Source organism: Actibacterium lipolyticum, from assembly GCF_900184935.1.
Lineage (GTDB): Bacteria > Pseudomonadota > Alphaproteobacteria > Rhodobacterales > Rhodobacteraceae > Actibacterium_A > Actibacterium_A lipolyticum.
Genome location: NZ_FXYE01000002.1, coordinates 292,222 through 308,017, shown reverse-complemented (window position 1 = coordinate 308,017; position 15,796 = coordinate 292,222). Strand labels below are relative to the sequence as shown.

Here is a 15,796-nt window from a genome sequence, read left to right as displayed (position 1 = left end):
CTTATAGTTTAGGGCGCAAGAGGCCAAGATAAAGCGGTATAACCAAGAGGCAAATAAACGCCACAAAGTCGCAGGATGAGCAACCTTACACCACCACAACCGCGCCAAGGGCGGCGCTTTGGACTTTGGCTTTTGCTAAGCCTGACCTTGCTGGTCGGGGTCTTTCTTGTGGGCGTTCTTTCCCTGACAGGCCGGGTGGTTACCACGCCCGAATGGATGACGGCGCATATAGAAGAGCGTTTGAACCAAGCCTTGTACCCGATGCAGTTGGAACTGGGCGGTGCCAGCGTTGTCTTTTCGCGCGAACACGCCCCGCAGGTTCATTTGAACAATGTGGTTGTTGCCGATGCGAAGGGGCAATCCTTGGCGCGGTTGCCGGATTTGCAGGCGGTTATTGCCGCGCGCCCGCTGTTGGAACGCAAACTGGTTGTGCGGCGTGTCGCCCTTACCGGTGCCGAGCTGACGCTGCGCCGCAGGGTTGATGGACAGTTTGATCTTGCGCTGGGGGACACGTCGGCGCCGCTGGTCGGCGAAGTTGGGCTGTTGCAGGTTCTTGACCAGATTGATCAGGCGCTTGCCCTTCCGGCATTGGCATCCATCGAAGATGTCACGGTCGAGTCCTTGCAGCTGACCTATGTTGATGCGCGGGCAGGGCGCAGTTGGCAGGTTGATAATGGGCTTCTGGCGCTTGAACAGACTCCGCAAGATGTCTCTGCACGGGTATTCTTTTCGTTGGTAAATGACCTTGGTGTGCCGTCCGAAGTGGCGGTGAACTTTGAAACCGTCAAAGGTTCGCCCGAGGCGCGGATGTCAGCGAATTTCAGCGATGTGGCGGCTGCCGATATCGCGGCGCAATCCCCTGCGCTGGCGTTCTTGACGGTGATCGATGCGCCAATTTCGGGTGCGCTGCGCACGGGGGTTGGGCCGGAAGGTGGGCTTGCCCCGTTGAACGCCGCGCTTGAAATTGGATCAGGTGCGTTGCGCCCGGTGGAAGAGGCCGCGCCGATACGTTTTGACAGGGGTAAGGCGTATTTCTCGTTTGATCCGGGGAATGATCGTATCGACCTTGCTGAGATCGCGCTTGATACGTCGGCTGTTCGTCTGCGCGCCGAAGGTCACGCTTATTTGCGGGACAAGGTAAGTGGTTGGCCAACCAGTTTGATCACGCAAATGCGCCTTCGCGAAGTGTCGCTGAACCCCGGCGGTATTTTCGAAGCACCGGCAACATTCGGTGAAGGCGCGCTTGACCTAAAGCTGGCGCTGGATCCCTTCACGGTGACGATCGGGCAGGTGATGCTGGGCGACAGCACAGGGGCCACCTATCGGGGTAAGGGCAGCGTGCGCGCGCGCGAAGATGGATGGAAGGTCGACCTTGACCTTAACCTTGATCGAATCAGCGAAGGTAGGCTGTTGGCGTTGTGGCCGATTGATCTGGCTCCGGGGACGCGCAAGTGGGTCACCAACAACATCCTGTCGGGCGAATTCTTCGAGGTGAACGCCGCGCTTCGTCTTGCGCCGGACAATCCGCCGGTCATTTCGCTAACGCATGAATTTCGCGATGCAAATGTGCAATTCATGCGCACGATGCCGCCCGTCGATAACGGGTATGGGTACATCACGATCACCGATCAAACGTTCACCATGGTGCTGGGCAGTGGCACGATAACCGCGCCACAAGGTGGGTTGGTTGATGTGGCGGGCACTGTCTTTCACATCCCCAACACCAAACAGAAACCCGCACGCGGAGAGGTCACCCTTAAAACCGAAAGTTCGGTCGAGGCTGTCTTGTCACTGCTTGATCAACCCCCGCTTGGGTTGATGGCGCGTGCCGGGCAGCCCGTAAACCTTGCCGATGGCCGCGCCAGCGTTGAAGCCAAGATTGCGTTGCCGTTGGCAAAAGGGAACACACCCGAGAAAATTGAATATGCCGCAAAGGGCGTGTTGCGGAATGTTCGGTCGGATGTCCTTGTCAAAAACCGAAGTCTGGCGGCGCAACAGCTTTCGATCAGTGCCGACAAAGAGCAGATTTCAATAAGTGGGCAGGCGACCCTTGACGGCGTGCCGGTCAACGGCGTCTGGACGCAGGTTCTGGGCCCCAAAAACAAAGGCCGCAGCCGGGTTGAAGGAACGGTCGAGCTTTCGCAGAATTTTGTTGAGAAGTTTAACATCGGCCTTCCAAAAGGCTCGGTCACTGGGCGTGGCTTGGGGGCGATTGATTTACGCCTTAACAAAGGTCAACCGACCCGGTTTACGCTGAACTCGGACATGAACCAGCTTGGCCTGAAACTGCCCAGCCTTGGTTGGACAAAGTCGAAAAATACCAAGGGAACGCTGAAGGTTGCGGGCACGCTGGGATCGCCGCCCAATATCGAAAGCTTGTCGATTAAGGCCGCAGGTCTGACAGCTGATGGAAAGATTTCGGTCGCGAAAAACGGTGGGCTGCAAGAGGCCGCTTTTTCGCGGGTTCAGATCGGGCGCTGGTTGGATGCGCCCGTGACGCTGAAGGGGCGCGGGGCAAATCGCGCGCCTGCTGTCGTTCTGCGTGGCGGGCGGTTCGTTTTGCGCGACAGCCCGTTTGGCGGTGGCCGCAGTGGCGGCGGGCGTTCAGGGCAGGGTGGCCCGATTGATATTGCGTTGGATCGGTTGGTCATTTCCGATGGCATCACACTGGCCGATGTCCGCGGGTCGCTTTCCTCTGCCGGTGGGTTGAACGGAGGCTTGCGCGGGCGCGTCGTGCGCGGTGCCCCGATCACAGCCACGCTTACGCCCAGCAAGAATGGCACGGCGATCCGCGTGCAATCTGACGATGCGGGCGGCGTGTTGAAAGGCGCAGGAATCTTTGAAAAATCCCGTGGCGGCACGCTTGATTTATCTCTGACGCCACGTGGGCGTGCGGGGGAATATAATGGCAAGCTAAAGATTAGCCGCACGCGGGTAAAAGGTGCCCCTGCGCTGGCAGAGTTGCTTAGCGCGATTTCGGTCGTCGGGATTTTGGAAATGCTGGATGGCGACGGGTTGGTTTTCAACGACGTTTCCGCCGACTTCCGCTTGACCCCCACCGCGCTGCAGGTCAAGTCAGGCAGTGCTGTGGGGCCGTCGCTTGGAATCTCCATGGCGGGACTTTTTGACCTAAAGGCGAACCGGATGGACATGCAGGGCGTAATCTCGCCGATCTATATTTTGAACGGCATCGGCAGCGTCTTGACCCGCAAGGGCGAGGGGCTGTTTGGCTTTAACTATCGCCTAACGGGCAATGCGAAAAACCCGTCGGTCAGTGTGAACCCGCTGTCAATTCTGACGCCGGGAATGTTCCGCGAAATTTTCCGCCGACCAGTGCCGGAGATTGCGAATTGAAGCTTTCTGATTTCGACTTCGATCTGCCGGAAGAGCTGATCGCGACCCGGCCGGCGCGCCCGCGAACCTCTGCGCGCCTGTTGTTGGCGAAGGGTGACCAGATCAGCGATCTGCACGTGCATGACCTTCCGGGGTTGTTGCAAGCAGGGGACCGGCTGGTTCTGAACAACACAAAGGTTATTCCCGCGCGCCTGTTTGGGCGCCGTCAGCGGCAAACCCCCGAAGGGTTGGTCGAGGCGAAGGTCGAAATCACCCTGTTGGAGCCGCAACCCGATGGAGGTTGGGTGGCCTTGGCCAAGCCGCTGCGTAAACTGAAAGAAGGCGAAGAGGTCGTGTTCTCTGACGCGCTGTCTGCGCGTGTGGCGGCCAAAGGTGATGGCGACGTCACGCTGTCGTTCAACCTAACGGGCGACGATTTCGATGCCGCGTTGGCGGATGCGGGCGCGATGCCGTTGCCGCCCTATATCGCTGCCAAACGCCCGGCGGATGCACAGGATAAAGAAGATTACCAAACAGTGTTTGCGCGCCATTCCGGCGCTGTGGCGGCCCCTACGGCCTCGCTCCATTTCGATGACGCACTGTTGGACGAATTGCGCGCCAAGGGCGTACAATTCAGCGAGGTAACGTTGCACGTGGGGGCGGGTACATTTTTGCCGGTGAAGGTGGAAGATGTCGAAACCCACAAGATGCATGCCGAATGGGGGCAGGTGACCCAAAAAGCCGCGGATGAGATGAACCAGACCCGCGCTGAGGGCGGCCGGATCATTCCCGTTGGCACCACCGCGCTGCGCCTGATCGAAAGCGCCGCGCAGGACGACGGCACCATGGTTCCGTGGCAAGGTGAGACGGATATTTTCATCCGCCCCGGTTACCGTTTCAAAGTGACCGATGCGTTGATGACCAATTTCCACCTTCCTAAATCCACTCTTTTGATGTTGGTGTCGGCCCTGATGGGGCAAGACCGGATGCGTACTGTTTACGACCATGCGGTCACTCAGAAATACCGCTTCTTTTCCTATGGGGATTCATCGCTTCTGATCCCGTGATTGCCAAACGCGACATGTAGTGTCGCGGGTGCACATTCACAGGAAGGACCGCACGCGTAGGCAGGGCGGGCGATACGATTCGAGGTATGACGTGATTAAGGTGTTAGCAAGTTCCTGGGCCCTCCTTCTGGGGATGCTTCTGTTGATGGTCGGTAACGGCCTGCAGGGCACGTTACTTGGCGTGCGCGGTGGGATCGAACAGTTTTCGACCTTTGAAATGTCGCTGATCATGTCGGCCTATTTCCTTGGTTTCTTGGGCGGGTCGCGCATGGCCCCGGAAATGATCCGCCGTGTTGGCCACGTTCGGGTTTTTGCCGCGCTTGGGTCGTTCATTTCTGCGACCCTTATCCTTTACCCCGCAATTACAGAGCCTTGGGCCTGGACCATTTTGCGCGTGATCATCGGGTTCTGTTTTTCCGGCGTGTATGTGACGGCGGAAAGCTGGCTGAACAACTCTGCCTCAAACGAAACGCGGGGGCAGGCGCTGTCGCTTTATATGATTGTTCAGATGGCGGGCATCGTCGCGGCGCAGGGTTTGTTGAACTTTGGCGATCCGGGCGGGTTCATCCTGTTCATCATCCCATCGGTGCTGGTTTCGATCTCTTTCGCGCCGATCTTGTTGTCGGTCTCTCCCACGCCAGCCTTTGACACCACCAAACCGATGAGCATCAAAGAACTTTACCGTGTGTCCCCCTTGGGCTGCGTTGGTTCCTTTATGTTGGGTGGGGTGTATTCCGCGATGTTTGGCATGGCGGCGGTTTATGGAACCGAGGCCGGGTTGAGCGTTGGCAAGATCTCTTCCTTTATCGCAGCGATCTATATTGGCGGGCTGTTGCTGCAATATCCGATCGGCTGGGCGTCGGACCGGATTGACCGGCGGCAATTGATCTTGGGCGCGGCCGTTGTCGGGCTTTTCGGATCTTTGCTGGCGCTGGCGATGCAGGGGAACTTCCTTATTCTTCTTGTGTCGGCCTTTATCATCGGCGGCACGTCTAACCCGCTTTATGCACTGTTGATCGCTTACACTAACGACTTCCTAGAGCATGAGGACATGGCCGCCGCATCCGGTGGGCTGATCTTTCTGAACGGTGTCGGTGCAATCTCTGGCCCGCTGATTACGGGGTGGATTATGGGGCAGATCGGCCCCGGCGGATTCTTCCTTTACCTTGCTGTCTTGATGGGGGCCTTGTCGGCCTATGCTGCCTTCCGAATGACACAACGCCCGGCACCCGCGATCAGCGACACTGGGTCTTATGCGCCCATCTTGCCGTCGGCCACGCCCGTGGCGGTCGAGGTGGCGCAAGAGGTGTTCATCGAAACATTGGAGGAAGACGAAGCCGCCACAGAAGATGCGGCATAATCTTCAAGTGCTTGCGTTAGCGAATCTTTTCTGAGACGCTCAAGAAATGGGAAGGGCGCGGCGCGCGAGGAGGAGCCATGCAAGACCCCGAAGAGGTGATCCGTTTTTGGCTGAAAGATGTAGGCCCGGACGGTTGGTACGCAGGCGGTGAAGAGTTAGACGAACGGGTCCGGCAGGGTTTCTTGGACCTATGGCAATTGGCGCATCAGGGCGAATTGCAGCATTGGTTGACACAGCCACGCACAACACTTGCTTATCTTATTGTGACGGATCAATTCCCGCGAAACATGTTTCGGGGATCGGCAGAGGCGTTTGCGACAGATAAAATCGCGCGTGCGGCAGCAAAGCGCGCCATCGCGAACGAATTTGATATGCGCATCGATGAGCCCGAACGGCAGTTCTTTTATATGCCGCTGATGCATTCCGAATGTCTGACCGATCAGGATCGTTGCGTGCGCCTGATGCTGACGCGGATGCCAGAAACGGGTGCGGATAACCTTGTTCATGCCAAGGCTCACCGCGAGGTCATTCGGCGCTTTGGCCGCTTTCCGTTTCGCAACGATGCGCTGTCGCGATGCACCCGCGACGATGAACAAAGCTTTGTTGATGGCGGCGGATACGGGCAAACCGTCGAAGCGTTGCGCGCGTAAGCGCCATTTAAGCCTTTGATTTTATGAAAGCCCGTGCTTGCGCATGGGCTTTTTTGTTGGATTTCTGCCTGATCTGCGAACCGCTGATTGAAGGTTTTCAGAAGATAGTTTAATATCAAACTAAATTTTGAGCATAGGGGAAGCTGATGGCTGCCAAGAGCTTTGACATGATCGTAATCGGCGCGGGGCCGGGGGGCTATGTGGCCGCTATCCGTGGCGCTCAATTGGGCCTTAAGGTCGCGATTGTAGAGCGCGAGCATATGGGCGGCATTTGCCTGAACTGGGGCTGCATCCCGACCAAGGCGCTTTTGCGGTCGTCCGAAGTGTTCCACCTGATGCACCGGGCCAAAGAATTCGGTCTGAAGGCCGACGGGGTTGGTTACGATCTGGATGCGGTCGTCGCTCGTTCGCGCGGCGTGGCCAAGCAGTTGAGCGGCGGCGTTGCTCATCTGATGAAAAAGAACAAGATCACCGTCGTCATGGGCGAGGCGACCCTGACCGGAAAAGGCGTGCTTAGCGTCAAAACCGACAAGGGCACCGAAGATCTGACCGCCAAGCACATCGTTGTGGCCACAGGCGCCCGCGCGCGCGAACTGCCCGGCCTAGAGGCGGACGGCGATCTGGTCTGGACGTATAAGCACGCGCTGCAACCGCCAAAGATGCCGAAAAAGCTGTTGGTCATCGGGTCGGGTGCGATCGGGATCGAATTCGCCAGCTTCTATAATACGTTGGGCGCTGACACGACCGTGGTTGAAGTCATGGACCGTGTCCTGCCCGTCGAAGACGCCGAAATCAGTGCATTCGCCAAGAAGCAGTTCGTCAAGCAGGGCATGAAGATCATGGAAAAAGCCATGGTCAAACAGCTTGATCGCGGCAAGGGTAAGGTCACCGCACATATCGAAGTTGGCGGTAAGATCGAAAAGCAAGAGTTCGACACCGTGATTTCGGCCGTTGGCATCGTCGGCAACGTTGAAGGGCTGGGGCTGGAGGCGCTTGGCGTCAAAATTGACCGCACCCATGTTGTGACCGATGAATATTGCCGCACAGGCGTTGATGGTCTTTATGCCATCGGTGACATCGCCGGTGCGCCATGGCTTGCGCATAAGGCCAGCCATGAAGGCGTTATGGTTGCCGAACTGATCGCGGGCGGCCATCCGCACCCGGTTAAGCCCGAAAGCATCGCCGGTTGCACATACTGCCACCCTCAGGTCGCCAGCGTCGGTCTTACCGAAGCCAAGGCGAAAGAGGCCGGTTACGACATCAAAGTGGGGCGTTTCCCGTTCATCGGCAACGGTAAGGCGATTGCACTTGGCGAGCCTGAGGGCATGATCAAAACCGTGTTTGACGCAAAAACCGGGGAGTTGCTGGGCGCGCACATGGTTGGCGCGGAAGTGACAGAGTTGATCCAAGGCTATGTGGTGGGTCGCCAGCTTGAAACCACCGAAGAAGACTTGATGAACACCGTCTTCCCGCACCCAACACTCAGCGAGATGATGCATGAAAGCGTGCTGGATGCGTATGATCGCGTAATCCACATGTAATTGTGCGAAAATCCACGGTTTCTGCCGGGGATGAAAGACGCTAGCAATGCTCCCGTGGGCCCCAATCGCCTGCGGGAGTTTTTTTATGTCTCACCCCACCAAAAGCAACATCCCCCTGATCTTGGCGCTATGGCTCGCCGGGCTGGGGGCGGCGGCGCAGTTCGGCAAGATCGCGGTTGCGATGCCGGCCCTGCGCGAAACCTATGCTGTGTCCGAGGTGGCGCTTGGGTTTCTTATGTCCTCGCTAGGGATGGTGGGGTTGTTGTTCGGCGTCGTTGGCGGGGTTGTCGTTGACCGGCTGGGCCTTCGCAAAATGCTGTTGTTGGGTCTGATCGCGGGCGGCTGCCTTTCGTTGGTCGAAGGGTTCATGCCGGCCTATCCGGTGATGATCGCGCTGCGGTTTATCGAAGGTTTCGCGCATCTGGTCATCGTGATCGCGGCGCCGGTATTGGTCGCAAGTTCGGCCTCGGATCGTTTGCGCCCCGCCGCTATGGCTTTGTGGAGCAGCTTTTTCGGTGTTGCCTATATGGCAATCGCGTTGGTTGCGCCGCCACTGATCGACGGGTTCGGTGTGGGCGGATTGATCCGCGCGCATGGCCTCTACCTGTTTGTAATCGCTGGTATTCTTGTGTTGATGCTGCCCAAAGGGCCGCGCACGCGCCCGGTTGCCAAGGCGATGTCGCTGTCCGATTGGGTGGGCGTTCACCGCCGCATCTATAGCTCGCCCTATCTATCGGCGTCGGGGCTTGGCTTCGTCTGGTACGCGATGATGTACGTCGCCTTGCTGACCTATCTGCCGGATTTCGTAAGCGCAGCCCAACGGTCGTGGATGTCGGCGGTGATGCCGCTTAGCTCGATCGCGGTTTCGTTGACCTTTGGCATTTTCCTGCTTCAACGGGTGTCTTCCATCCGGGTTGTGAAGCTGGGGTTTGCCTTTTCCGGGCTGACGGCTTTGGGGCTGTTGGTGACTGTTGGCAACGAAGGGCAGTTCATGATCGCGGCCATCGTTATGATGGCACTGGCGGGTATCATCGCGAGCGGCAGCTTTGCCTCGTTGGCAGAACTGAACAGTGACCCGCAGGACCGGGCCCATGCCACAGGCGCGTTAGCGCAAATGGGTAATGTCGGAACAACAACCGGTGCGCCAATTCTGGCGGCGCTGATTGGCGGCTTTGGCATATGGGGGCTGGTTTGCTTTGTTGTCTTGCTTTCACTTTTGGGGATCTGCATTCACACGGTTCTGGGCGCACGTCGCCGGGAATTGCCGATTACCTGAGTGTTCTTGACTTGTTCTCATTTTTAGGTTGGAGACTCAGCCGTCCTCCACTATCTGTTAAGAATTCGTTCAAAGGTGGATCATGGCCGAGCTGAAAAAGATCGAAGTGCGCGGCGCGCGCGAGCATAACCTCAAGAACATCGATGTGGATATTCCGCGGGATGAGCTGGTGGTGATCACCGGGCTTTCCGGCTCTGGCAAGTCTTCATTGGCGTTTGATACGATCTATGCCGAAGGGCAGCGGCGCTATGTCGAAAGCCTGTCGGCCTATGCGCGCCAGTTCTTGGATATGATGGAAAAGCCGGACGTGGACCATATCAGCGGTCTTTCCCCGGCTATTTCGATCGAACAGAAAACCACCAGTAAGAACCCGCGCTCCACCGTTGGCACAGTGACCGAGATTTACGATTACATGCGCCTGTTGTTCGCGCGTGTCGGCACACCTTACAGCCCTGCGACCGGCCTGCCGATTGAGGCGCAGCAGGTGCAGGATATGGTCGATCGGGTGATGGCACTGGAAGAGGGCACGCGCGGCTATCTTCTTGCGCCTATCGTGCGGGACCGGAAGGGCGAATACCGCAAGGAATTTCTGGAACTGCGCAAGCAGGGTTTCCAGCGGGTCAAGGTTGACGGCGAGTTTTACGAACTGGATGAACCGCCCACGCTGGACAAAAAGTTCCGCCATGACATCGACGTGGTTGTTGACCGGATCGTCGTGCGTGATGGGCTGGAAACCCGGCTGGCCGACAGTTTCCGCACCGCGCTGGACTTGGCTGATGGGATTGCCATCCTTGAAACCGCCCCGAAAGAAGGAGAGCCGGAACGCTTTACCTTCAGTGAAAATTTCGCATGCCCCGTCAGCGGTTTTACCATCCCGGAAATCGAACCACGCCTGTTTTCCTTCAATGCGCCCTTTGGTGCCTGCCCAGACTGTGACGGGCTTGGGGTTGAGCTGTTCTTTGACGAACGGCTGGTGGTGCCGGATCAGACGCTAAAGCTTTATGATGGGGCGCTGGCCCCGTGGCGCAAAGGCAAGTCGCCGTATTTCCTGCAGACCATCGAATCCATCGCAAAGCATTATGAATTCGACAAAAATACGCCGTGGAAAGACCTTGATGCGCATGTGAAGCAGGTGTTCCTTTACGGTTCGGGCGAGGAAGAGATTGAGTTCCGCTATGACGAAGGCGGGCGCGTTTATCAGGTTAGTCGTGCGTTCGAAGGGGTGATCCCCAACATGGAACGCCGTTATCGCGAAACGGATTCCAGCTGGGTCCGGGAAGAGTTTGAGCGGTATCAGAACAACCGCTCTTGCGGCACCTGCGAAGGCTACCGGCTGCGTGAAGAGGCGCTGGCAGTGAAAATCGCCAAGCTCCACGTCGGCCAAGTGGTGCAGATGTCGATACGCGAGGCTTACGCGTGGTGCCAAACCGTGCCCGAAAGCCTGACCCAGCAGAAAAACGAAATCGCCCGCGCCATCTTGAAAGAGATCCGCGAACGGTTGGGCTTTTTGAACAATGTCGGCCTTGAATACCTGACGCTTTCGCGGAACTCTGGCACGCTAAGCGGGGGCGAAAGCCAACGTATTCGTCTGGCCAGCCAGATTGGTTCGGGCCTGACAGGCGTTCTGTATGTGCTGGACGAGCCGTCGATTGGCCTGCATCAGCGCGACAATGGGCGGTTGCTGCAAACGCTGAAAAACCTTCGTGACCAAGGCAATACCGTGATCGTCGTCGAACATGACGAAGAGGCGATACGCGAGGCCGACTATGTGTTCGATATCGGCCCGGGTGCGGGTGTGCATGGTGGGCAGGTCGTTGCCCAAGGCACCCCGGCAGAGGTGGCGGCGGACGCGGCCTCGATCACCGGGCAGTACCTTTCTGGTACGCGCGAAATTGCCGTGCCGGGAACCCGGCGCAAGGGCAACAAGAAAAAGCTGACCGTCGTTAAGGCGACCGGGAATAACCTGAAAAACGTGACGGTCGATTTTCCGATGGGCAAATTCGTGTGCGTCACCGGTGTATCGGGCGGCGGCAAGTCGACGCTTACGATTGAGACGCTGTTTAAAACGGCCAGCATGCGGCTGAACGGTGCGCGCCAGACGCCCGCGCCCTGCGAAACGATCAAGGGGTTGGAGCATCTGGACAAGGTCATCGACATTGACCAACGCCCCATTGGCCGCACCCCGCGATCAAACCCCGCCACTTATACCGGGGCCTTCACCCCGATCCGCGACTGGTTCGCCGGACTGCCCGAAGCCAAGGCGCGCGGATACAAACCTGGCCGGTTCAGCTTTAACGTCAAAGGCGGGCGCTGCGAGGCGTGTCAGGGCGACGGTGTCATCAAGATCGAAATGCACTTCCTTCCTGATGTCTATGTCACTTGCGAAACCTGTAACGGCGCGCGCTATAATCGCGAAACGCTGGAAATTCGGTTTAAAGGCAAAAGCATAGCCGACGTTCTTGATATGACGGTCGAGGATGCGCAGGAGTTCTTTAAGGCGGTTCCGTCGATCCGCGAAAAGATGGACGCGCTGATGCGTGTCGGGCTGGGCTATATCAAGGTTGGCCAACAAGCGACGACCCTGTCAGGGGGCGAAGCGCAGCGGGTGAAGCTGTCGAAAGAATTGGCGCGGCGTGCCACCGGGCGGACGCTCTATATTCTTGATGAACCGACCACAGGTCTGCATTTCGAAGACGTCAAAAAGCTGCTTGAGGTGCTGCATGAACTGGTCGAACAGGGCAACACCGTGGTGGTGATTGAACACAACCTTGATGTCATCAAAACAGCCGACTGGATCATCGACATCGGTCCCGAAGGCGGCGATGGCGGTGGTCAGGTCGTGGCCACGGGAACCCCCGAAAAAGTGGCCGAAGTAGAGGCGAGCCACACGGGCCGCTACCTGAAAGAGATGCTGCGCCCCAGAAAGGTCGCGGCAGAATAACGATAGGGAACAGTCGGTTCGACCATATCCAGCCGCGCAGGGATGGGCGGCTGGGGTCAAAACTGGTCACTCATTTGTCCCCGTCGCGGGGGCCATTTATTCCTTCGTTGGGCAGGTGCTGACACCGAAAATCGAATAGATCATGCAGCTTGACATCAGGCCGGTGGCAAGTGGGATGATACCGACCAAATAGAGCCAGCGATAAGATGCCTCAGCGTCTAGGAAAAAGCCTGCAAGTAGGCCAAGGCCAACAACAATGCGGATCGCGCGGTCGATACCGCCAACGTTTTTCTTCAACATATCAACTCTCCGGTTTGGGTCCGTAATTTCGGACAACTGAAGGGTAATATGCCTATTGGTGAATGTATATACCGGTGCCCTGCGCCATACTGTCATCGCAAAGCGGCGGGGCGGGGTGTTTTCGGGCCGCATTGCGCCGCCCGAAGCTGGCGTTCAGGGGGTAACTTACCCGCGCGAACGCTTTTCAAACCGTGGCAGCATGGCCGAGAAATCCATGCCTTTGCCATCTTCATCTTCGACAAAACTGGAATAAAGCGCCGCCGCGCGTTCACCCATGGGGGTGTCGGCGTCCACGGCTTCGGCCGCTTGTTGGGAAAGACGCAAATCTTTCAGCATCAATTCGGCGGCAAACCCCGGTTTATAGTCGTTGTCAGCGGGGGATTGCGGGCCAACGCCCGGCGCGGGGCAATAGGCGTTCATCGACCAGCTATAGCCAGATGAGGTTGATACCACGTCGAACATCTTTTCCCGCTCTAGCCCCAGTTTATCGGCCAAGGCAAAGGCTTCGCAGGTGGCGATCATGGTGACGCCAAGGATCATATTGTTGCAAATCTTGGCGGCCTGCCCATTGCCTGACGCGCCGCAGTGGACGGCCTTTTGCCCCATGATGTCGAACAGCGGTTTGATAATCGCGAACGCCTCGTCCGTGCCGCCCGCCATAAAGGTTAGGGTGCCCGCCGCCGCGCCGCCGATGCCGCCGGAAACCGGGGCATCCATTGCCAACACGCCTAACGCGCGGGCGTCATCGGCCACCGCGCGCGCGCTTTCAACATCAACGGTCGAACAATCCAAAAGGACAGCGCCCTTTGACATGGTTGGCAAAATCTCTGCCGCGACGGACTTTAGGATTGCACCGTTGGGCAGCATCGTGATGACCACGTCTTGCCCAGTCGCTGCCGCAGCCGCGGTTTCGGCTTTTGCCACGCCTTCGGGGCAGGGGGCCGCAAGGTCGAAGCCCGTTACGGTGTGTCCGGATTTGGCAAGATTGGCCGCCATTGGGGCACCCATGTTGCCCAGTCCGATAAATCCGATTTTCATGCCAGCTCCTCCTCCAGTTTCAGTTCGTCTGCGCCAAGGGGCATCAACATTTTGCTAACATCCATTGCGGGCACGTTTGTCATATCTGCATGCTGCCAACGCGGAGATTTGTCTTTGTCGATGATCGCGGCGCGGATGCCTTCCAGAAAATCGGAATGCTCTAGCGCGCGGAAGGTAAAGCGAAATTCCTGTGCCAAGGCGGCGCGAATGGTGTCTTGCCCGCGCAAACGATGCAGCATTTCAACGGTGCATGCCATCGAAAGCGGGCTGGCCCTGCCAAGCGATTTAAGGGTTTTGGCTGCGAATTCAGTGTCTTCCGTGCGCAAAGAGCGGATGATATCGCCCAACGTTTCGCCCGCGAAGTGGCGGTTGATGTCGGGTTGAATGTCGCAGAGGGGCGCATCGGGCGGCGTTTCGGCAAACTGGTCAACCGCCGTCCAATCCCCGGTCGATGTCAGGGTGGCCGTCAGCTTTTGCCAGCGTGCTTCGGGCACGAAGTAATCGGCAAACCCGGCATGGATGGCATCCCCAGCGTTCATCCGTGCACAGGTGGTGCCCAGATATTCGCCCAACCGCCCCGGCGCGCGGGCCAGCAACAGCGATCCGCCCACATCGGGGACCAACCCGATGCCACATTCGGGCATCGCGATTTGGCTGCTTTCGCCGACGACACGGTGCGATCCGTGACAACCAACGCCAACGCCCCCGCCCATGGTGAAGCCCTGCAACAGGCTGACCACCGGCTTGGGAAATTCGAACAGCTTGGCGTTCATCCGGTATTCGTCGCGCCAGAATTTCTGGCCATAGTCAAACGCGCCCGAACGCCCGGTTTCGTACATTTTCGCAATATCACCACCGGCGCAAAAGGCCCGTTCGCCCAGTGCGTCTAACAGGATCATCGCAACCGCATCGTCGTCGCGCCATGTATCCAAGGCCGCTTCGATCTTTAGGCACATCTCATAGCTGAGGGCATTTAGGGCCTGCGGGCGGGTCAGGGTGATGCGCCCGACTTTGCCGTCAATGCGAATGTCGATGTCGCCCATCAGCCGCGCTCTGCCAGCATTTGACGTGAAATGATCAGGCGCATGATTTCGTTCGTCCCTTCCAGAATTTGATGCACGCGCAAGTCCCGCACGATCTTTTCGATGCCATAGTCGGCAAGGTAGCCATAACCGCCATGCAGTTGGAGGCAGTCATTTGCCACCTCGAACGCGCGGTCGGTGACGTAAAGCTTTGCCATTGCGCAGAATTTTGATGCGTCGGGGGCTTTGTTGTCCAACTTCCATGCCGCTTGGCGCAGGAAGGTGCGCGCGGATTGAAGCTTTACCTCATTATCGGCCAGACGGAATTGCAGGGCTTGGAATTGGTCAATCGAACGGCCAAATGCCTTACGCTCGCCCATGTAATCCAGCGTGGCGTCCAGCGCGGCCTGCGCGCCACCAAGGGCGGACGCGGCGATGTTCAGGCGCCCACCGTCAAGCCCGGCCATCGCATAGGAAAAGCCGCGGCCTTCTTCGCCAATCAGGTTGGCAGCGGGAATTTTGCAATCGTCAAACTGAACTTGCGCAGTTGGTTGCGCGCGCCAGCCCATTTTGTCTTCCAGCCCGCCAAAGGAAAGCCCCGGCGCACCATCTTCGACGATCACGGCGGTCACGCCTTTTGGGCCATCATCGCCGGTGCGGGCCATCACGACATAAGCGTCCGAATATCCGCCGCCCGAAATGAACGCCTTTGTTCCTGTTAGGGAGTAGCCTTCGTTGGTTTTTTCCGCGCGCGTGCGCAACGCCGCCGCGTCCGAACCGGAGCCAGGTTCGGTCAGGCAGTAAGAGAATATCTTTTCCATGCTGCAAAGCTGTGGAAGCCACATGGCCTTCGTCTCGTCAGAGCCGAATTTGTCGATCATCCCGCCGCACATGTTGTGAATCGAAAGGAACGATCCAACCGCCGGGCAGGACATCGCCAGCGCCTCAAAGACCAATGTCGCGTCTAGTCGGCTTAGGCCGGATCCGCCGTATTCTTCTGAAACATAAATGCCGCCAAGGCCAAGCTCGGCCAGTTTGGGCCACAGCTCTTTGGGGATTGTACCGGCGGCTTCCCAGTCACGTGCGAAGGGCGCGATATGTTCCGCGCCAAACGCTTTTGCCATGTCGAAAATGGCGCCCTGTTCTTCTGACAGTGCGAAATCCATGAGGCACCTCCCTTACCGCGTGAATTGAACGCCTGTTTAATTTCCGATTGTTGCAGGAAGTTTGCAAGGCCGGATACAGGCGTTCAAGCGGAAAGAGCGGCG

The 15,796-nt window shown here is 58.0% G+C and carries 11 protein-coding genes; 7 read left to right on the top strand and 4 right to left on the bottom strand.

The window, feature by feature from the left end:
• Positions 1-75: 75 nt before the first annotated feature.
• From COL8621_RS10140 to uvrA, 7 genes are all read left to right on the top strand, one after another.
• Entirely contained in the window at positions 76-3,354 is a 3,279-nt protein-coding gene (locus tag COL8621_RS10140) for a YhdP family protein (protein WP_093967265.1), read from the top strand.
• Complete coding sequence (queA, locus tag COL8621_RS10135; protein ID WP_093967264.1) at positions 3,351-4,400, top strand: tRNA preQ1(34) S-adenosylmethionine ribosyltransferase-isomerase QueA; 1,050 nt, start codon at positions 3,351-3,353, stop codon at positions 4,398-4,400. The genes COL8621_RS10140 and queA overlap by 4 nt, the downstream gene beginning before the upstream one ends.
• Positions 4,401-4,491: 91 nt before the next feature.
• Entirely contained in the window at positions 4,492-5,760 is a 1,269-nt protein-coding gene (locus COL8621_RS10130) for an MFS transporter (protein WP_093967263.1), read from the top strand.
• Between the two features lie 77 nt (positions 5,761-5,837).
• On the top strand, positions 5,838-6,410 hold the full coding sequence (locus tag COL8621_RS10125; protein ID WP_093967262.1) for a DUF924 family protein: 573 nt from the start codon (positions 5,838-5,840) through the stop codon (positions 6,408-6,410).
• A gap of 146 nt (positions 6,411-6,556) precedes the next feature.
• Positions 6,557-7,951, top strand: coding sequence for a dihydrolipoyl dehydrogenase (gene lpdA, locus COL8621_RS10120; RefSeq protein ID WP_093967261.1), 1,395 nt, complete (start codon positions 6,557-6,559; stop codon positions 7,949-7,951).
• A gap of 85 nt (positions 7,952-8,036) precedes the next feature.
• Positions 8,037-9,227, top strand: a complete 1,191-nt coding sequence (locus COL8621_RS10115) for an MFS transporter (RefSeq protein ID WP_176438474.1) — start codon at positions 8,037-8,039, stop codon at positions 9,225-9,227.
• A gap of 82 nt (positions 9,228-9,309) precedes the next feature.
• Positions 9,310-12,168 (top strand): excinuclease ABC subunit UvrA, encoded by a 2,859-nt coding sequence (uvrA, locus tag COL8621_RS10110; RefSeq protein WP_093967259.1) that lies wholly within the window; start codon positions 9,310-9,312, stop codon positions 12,166-12,168.
• A 96-nt stretch (positions 12,169-12,264) separates the two neighbouring features.
• Here uvrA and COL8621_RS10105 read toward each other — a convergent pair whose 3' ends face one another.
• The 4 genes from COL8621_RS10105 to COL8621_RS10090 form a co-directional block, all read right to left on the bottom strand.
• Entirely contained in the window at positions 12,265-12,468 is a 204-nt protein-coding gene (locus COL8621_RS10105; protein WP_093967258.1) for a YgaP family membrane protein, read from the bottom strand.
• 165 nt (positions 12,469-12,633) lie between these two features.
• A complete protein-coding gene (gene mmsB / locus COL8621_RS10100) occupies positions 12,634-13,506 on the bottom strand; it encodes a 3-hydroxyisobutyrate dehydrogenase (RefSeq protein ID WP_093967257.1) in 873 nt (290 codons plus the stop codon).
• Positions 13,503-14,549 (bottom strand): enoyl-CoA hydratase/isomerase family protein, encoded by a 1,047-nt coding sequence (locus tag COL8621_RS10095; protein ID WP_093967256.1) that lies wholly within the window; start codon positions 14,547-14,549, stop codon positions 13,503-13,505. The genes mmsB and COL8621_RS10095 overlap by 4 nt, the downstream gene beginning before the upstream one ends.
• Positions 14,549-15,694: an acyl-CoA dehydrogenase family protein gene (locus COL8621_RS10090; protein ID WP_093967255.1), complete on the bottom strand. Its 1,146-nt coding sequence runs from the start codon at positions 15,692-15,694 to the stop codon at positions 14,549-14,551. The genes COL8621_RS10095 and COL8621_RS10090 overlap by 1 nt, the downstream gene beginning before the upstream one ends.
• Positions 15,695-15,796: the final 102 nt, after the last annotated feature.